This is a genomic window from Enterovirga sp. (assembly GCF_035325185.1).
Taxonomy (GTDB): Bacteria; Pseudomonadota; Alphaproteobacteria; order Rhizobiales; family Beijerinckiaceae; genus Enterovirga.
In genome coordinates this window covers 1-4,808 of the sequence record NZ_DAOLAJ010000154.1, presented here as the reverse complement: position 1 = coordinate 4,808, position 4,808 = coordinate 1, and the positions used below count along the sequence as shown (strand labels likewise).

The window sequence follows — 4,808 nt, the reverse complement described above, 5'->3', positions numbered from 1 at the left end:
TACCTTCCGCCGTAGGGGCCGCCTCCGGCGCGCGTGCGGACATAGGCGCGCAGCGGTCCCGCTTCCGTCTCGGTCCTCGCCTCGGCCGCGAGGCTGCCCGAGGGGCTGAAGCCCGAGATCTGGCCGCGGTCGATCTTCCGCCGGCCCGAGGTCACGCTGTAATCCGCCCGCGCGCGGCCTCCGATGCGGATGCAGGTCGAGGTGCCCGGCACCTGGACGAAGCCGGCCCCGTGTTGCGGGCAGGCCGCCATCGCGCCGCCCTCGTAGGGGCGCAGCCTTTCCGCCGCAAGGGCGGGAGCCGCCATCGCGGTCCCGGCGAGAACCAGGAGGCCGAGTTGCTTCATGGTCAGGCGCCCTGCCCGCCGCCCAGAGCGTCGAGGATCCGCGCCCAGCTCCGCATGCCCTTGTGGAAGCTCGACAGGTCGTATTTCTCGTTGGGCGAATGGACGCGGTCGTCGTCGAGGCCGAAGCCCACGAGCACCGTGTCGAGGCCGAGCGTCGACTTGAAATCGCCGACGATCGGGATCGAGCCGCCCGAGCCGATCATCACCGCCTCGCGCCCCCATTCGGCGGTGAGCGCCGCCTTGGCCTTCGCCAAGGCCGGCATGTCGAAGGGAAGCCGGATCGCCCGCGAGCCGCCATAGTTAATGATCTCGACGGAGCAATCCTGCGGAATCCGCGCCTTCACGAAGGCGTCGAACGCCTCGGAAATCCGGTCCGGGTCCTGGTCGCCGACGAGGCGGAAGGAGATCTTGGCCGAAGCCTCTCCGGCGATCACGGTCTTCGAGCCGATCCCCGTATAGCCGCCGAAGATGCCGTTGGCGTCGCAGGTCGGGCGCGACTGGATCTGCTCGATCAGCATGCGGTCCCGCTCGCCCGCCGGAATGGAGAGGCCCACCTGGCCGAGGAAGGTCTCGGGCTCGAGGCCGAGACCTCGCCATTGCGCGAGGATTTCGGGCGGGGTCTCGGGTACGCCGTCATAGAAGCCGGGAACGGTGACGCGGCCGTTCTCGTCGTGCAGGTCGGCGATGATTTTCGCGAGGACATGGATCGGGTTGCGGGCGCCGCCGCCGAACATGCCCGAATGCAGGTCGCGATCGGCGCAGCGCACCTTGATCTCGCGATAGACGAGGCCCCGGAGCGAGGTGGTGATCAGGGGCGTGTCGCGATCCCACATGCCCGTGTCGCAGACGAGGGCGCAATCGGCCTTCAGCTCGTCCCTGTTGGCCGCGAGCCATTCCGGCAGGCCCTTGGAGCCGTTCTCCTCCGCCCCCTCGATAAGGATCGTAAGACCGACCGGAATGCCCCCTTCCGTCGCCTTCCAGGCGCGGCAGGCCTCGATGAAGGTCATCACCTGGCCCTTGTCATCGCAAGCCCCGCGGCCGCGAATCACCCGCCTCCCCGGCGCCAGCTCGACGAGGGAGGGCTCGAAGGGCGGACTTTCCCACTGGTCGAGGGGATCGACCGGCTGGACGTCGTAATGGCCGTAGAACAGGACATGCGGCGCGCCGGGCTTCGGCAGATGCGCCAGCACCACCGGATGGAACGAGGTCTCGCGCACCGAGGCTTGGAAGCCCATCGCCGCGAGGTCGCCCCGCACCCATTCCGCCGCGCGCCGGCAATCGGGAGCATGGGCTGGGTCGGTCGAGATCGAGGGGATGCGCAGCCAGTCGAAGAGCCGGCCGAGGGAATTGTCGAGATCCGTGTCGATATCGCCGAGAACCTTGTCGATCATGCCTTCCGCCCCGTCGTCCCGCGGCCCGATGCCGCGCCCTGTCGGAATCTCGCGGCCGTCAGCGGCCGGTCGGGTTCGTCTCCACCCCGGGCGCCGGCGCCGGCATGGCCGGCCCGGTGGGGGGCAGCGCCGGCGGCAGCGCCAGCGGGTCCTTCATCCGGCGCGGAACCGCCGGAGTGCCGGAGGGGCTGCGCGGGGGGGCGATGGGCTGGGCCGCCTTGCGGTTCAGCTCGGCCTCGGCGCGCTCGGCGGCGCGGCGGTCCTCGGGCCGGATCAGCTCCCGCGTATCCGGGGGCGGATAGGCCCGCCCGCCGTCCGGCGGCCGGTACTGCGTCGATACGGCAGGCTGGAAATCGCTCCAGACCGGCGGCACGCCGCCATCGGCGAAGGCGGGGCCCGCCGCGAGAATCAGCCCGCCGGCAAGACGGAGCACGGATAGCCGCAAGATGCGTTCCTCCGAGAGGAAAGGGATGGCCGGAAGCCGCCCTCCGCTCTCGGGCGCAAGCGGCTTCGCTTCGGGCCGTGTCATGCCATAGACGGGCCGCGCGGTCACGTGGGCGGGGAACGGCATCGTCCGTGCATCCGCGGATGAGGTCAGGAGGCAGGATGGCGCAGGCACAGGCGATGCAGCGTGTCGTCGAGGACGTCGTTGACGAGATGAGGCAGAGGTCCGACCGCGGCGAGGTCGCGAGCTATATCCCCGAACTCGCCAAGATCGACCCGAGGCGCTTCGGCCTCGCGGTCGTCGATGCCGAGGGCCGCGTCGCGACGGGCGGCGACGCGGAGGAGCCCTTTTCCATCCAGAGCATCTCGAAGGTTTTCACGCTCACGCTGGCGCTCGGCAAGGTCGGCGAGCGGCTCTGGACGCGGGTCGGGCGCGAGCCCTCGGGCAGCCCCTTCAACTCCATCGTGCAGCTCGAGAACGAGAAGGGGATTCCCCGCAATCCGTTCATCAATGCCGGCGCGATCGCGGTTTCGGACGTGATCCTCGCCGGCCACCAGCCGCGCGAGACGCTGGGCGAAATCCTCCACTTCCTGCGCCATGTCGCGGACGATCCCGCCATCGCCATCGACAACGACGTCGCCGCCTCGGAGCAGCGCACCGGCTTCCGCAATCTCGCGCTCGCGAACTACATGAAGTCCTTCGGCGTGATCGAGAATCCGGTCCACCTGACGCTGGGCGTCTATTTCCACCATTGCGCCATCGCCATGTCGTGCCGGCAGCTCGCGATGGCGGCGCGGTTCCTGGCGCATTCGGGGCGGGACCCGTCGAGCGGCCATTCGGTGATCCCCGCCGAGCGGGCGCGGCGCATCAACGCCCTGATGCTGACCTGCGGCCATTACGACGGCTCGGGCGAATTCGCCTTCCGCGTCGGCATTCCCGGCAAGAGCGGGGTCGGCGGCGGCATCCTCGGCGTCGTGCCGGGCAAGGCGTCGGTGGCGGTCTGGGCGCCGGGCCTCGACGCCTCCGGCAATTCCCGCCTCGGCCGGATCGCGCTCGAGGCGCTGAGCCGGCGCCTCGGCTGGTCGATCTTCGGAGCCTGAGCCCTTACGCCTTGCGGGCGCGTGCCTCCTCGGCGATCGCCGCCTCGTGATACGAGGAGCCGGCGCCCCAGACGATCTGCGGCGCGGCCGGCCGCAATTCGACCACCTGCGCCGTGCCCTGCGCCACCGCCGCCCCCGAACGCCTGCGCACAGGGAACTGATAGATCTTCGCCGTCGCCGTATTCATGCCGAGTGCCATGGATTCAATTCCGATCTTCAGGACATCTCCGGGGCGTCCTGCGCCCTGTTCGCTTCGCGTATATAGGGCCTGTTGCCGAAACAATCGACCACGAAATCAAAAAAAGTCTTTATCTGAAAACAATTTGTGCACGATAATCTTTGCCGAAACGCGAAGCATCGAAAATCGGCAGACGTCATTTCGGCCACTGGATTTGCATCCATATGCGGCACGCCTAAAAAGACACCATTCGGAAAAGCCGGCCCGCCTTGGCCTGGTCCCGCGGCGGGCGCCGGGAGCGTCCATCCGGCCAAGACCCGGCTGCATCAAGGGAATCCGCTTCTGGCACGGCGCCTGCTTAGGCTGGGGCGAGGAGCCCGCACGGCGCCCGCGCGACCCGATCAAGAGATGCCGACATGACGAAATTCAAGCTCGAGTACATCTGGCTGGACGGCTATGCCCCGACCCCGAACCTGCGCGGCAAGACGCAGATCAAGGACTTCGCCGACTTCCCGACGCTCGAGCAGCTTCCGCTCTGGGGCTTCGACGGCTCGTCGACCATGCAGGCGGAGGGGCGCAGTTCCGATTGCGTGCTGAAGCCCGTCGCCCTCTATCCCGACCCCGCCCGCGCCAACGGCGTCCTCGTGATGTGCGAGGTCATGATGCCGGACGGCCAGACGCCCCATTCCACGAACAGCCGCGCGACCGTGCTCGACGACGAGGGCGCCTGGTTCGGCTTCGAGCAGGAATATTTCCTCTACAAGGACGGCCGCCCGCTCGGCTTCCCCGAGAACGGCTATCCCGCCCCCCAGGGCCCCTACTATACGGGCGTCGGCTACAAGAATGTCGGCAGCATCGCCCGCGAGATCGTCGAGAAGCATCTCGACCTCTGCCTCGCCGCCGGCATCAACCACGAGGGCATCAATGCCGAGGTGGCCAAGGGCCAGTGGGAATTCCAGATCTTCGGCAAGGGCTCCCGGAAGGCGGCCGACGAGGTCTGGATGGCCCGCTACCTGCTCCAGAGGCTGACGGAATCCTACGGCGTCGACGTCGAATACCATTGCAAGCCGCTCGGCGATACCGACTGGAACGGCTCGGGCATGCATTGCAACTTCTCGACCGAATACCTGCGCACGGTCGGCGGCAAGGAGTATTTCGAAGCGCTCATGTCCGCCTTCGAGAAGAACCTCGACGACCATATCGCGGTCTACGGCCCGGACAACGACAAGCGCCTGACCGGCAAGCACGAAACCGCGCCGTGGAACAAGTTCAGCTACGGCGTCGCCGATCGCGGCGCGTCGATCCGCGTGCCGCACAGCTTCGTGAACAACGGCTACAAGGGCTATCTTG

General features: G+C 68.1%; 6 protein-coding genes. 2 read left to right on the top strand and 4 right to left on the bottom strand.

The window, feature by feature from the left end:
• From PKD06_RS18330 to PKD06_RS18320, 3 genes are all read right to left on the bottom strand, one after another.
• Positions 1-344: porin (locus tag PKD06_RS18330; protein ID WP_324382680.1), on the bottom strand; the 344-nt coding region annotated here is incomplete at its 3' end.
• A gap of 2 nt (positions 345-346) precedes the next feature.
• Positions 347-1,735: a M20/M25/M40 family metallo-hydrolase gene (locus tag PKD06_RS18325; RefSeq protein ID WP_324382679.1), complete on the bottom strand. Its 1,389-nt coding sequence runs from the start codon at positions 1,733-1,735 to the stop codon at positions 347-349.
• Between the two features lie 58 nt (positions 1,736-1,793).
• On the bottom strand, positions 1,794-2,180 hold the full coding sequence (locus PKD06_RS18320) for a hypothetical protein (RefSeq protein ID WP_324382677.1): 387 nt from the start codon (positions 2,178-2,180) through the stop codon (positions 1,794-1,796).
• A 161-nt stretch (positions 2,181-2,341) separates the two neighbouring features.
• Between PKD06_RS18320 and PKD06_RS18315 the strand changes: the two genes are divergently transcribed.
• The gene (locus PKD06_RS18315) at positions 2,342-3,280 is read left to right on the top strand and encodes a glutaminase (RefSeq protein WP_324382675.1); all 939 of its coding nucleotides are present in this window, start codon (positions 2,342-2,344) and stop codon (positions 3,278-3,280) included.
• 4 nt (positions 3,281-3,284) lie between these two features.
• Here the strand turns inward: PKD06_RS18315 and PKD06_RS18310 are convergent, their stop codons facing one another.
• On the bottom strand, positions 3,285-3,479 hold the full coding sequence (locus tag PKD06_RS18310) for a DUF2735 domain-containing protein (RefSeq protein WP_324382673.1): 195 nt from the start codon (positions 3,477-3,479) through the stop codon (positions 3,285-3,287).
• A 395-nt stretch (positions 3,480-3,874) separates the two neighbouring features.
• On the opposite strand from PKD06_RS18310, the gene PKD06_RS18305 reads away from it, so the two are divergent.
• Positions 3,875-4,808: glutamine synthetase beta-grasp domain-containing protein (locus PKD06_RS18305; RefSeq protein ID WP_324382671.1), on the top strand; the 934-nt coding region annotated here is incomplete at its 3' end.

Coding starts and splice junctions, on each gene's coding strand:
- PKD06_RS18315 (WP_324382675.1), top strand. CDS start 2,342: ATGGCGCAGGCACAGGCGATGCAGCGTGTCGTCGAGGACGTCGTTGAC.
- PKD06_RS18325 (WP_324382679.1), bottom strand. CDS start 1,735: ATGATCGACAAGGTTCTCGGCGATATCGACACGGATCTCGACAATTCC.
- PKD06_RS18310 (WP_324382673.1), bottom strand. CDS start 3,479: ATGGCACTCGGCATGAATACGGCGACGGCGAAGATCTATCAGTTCCCT.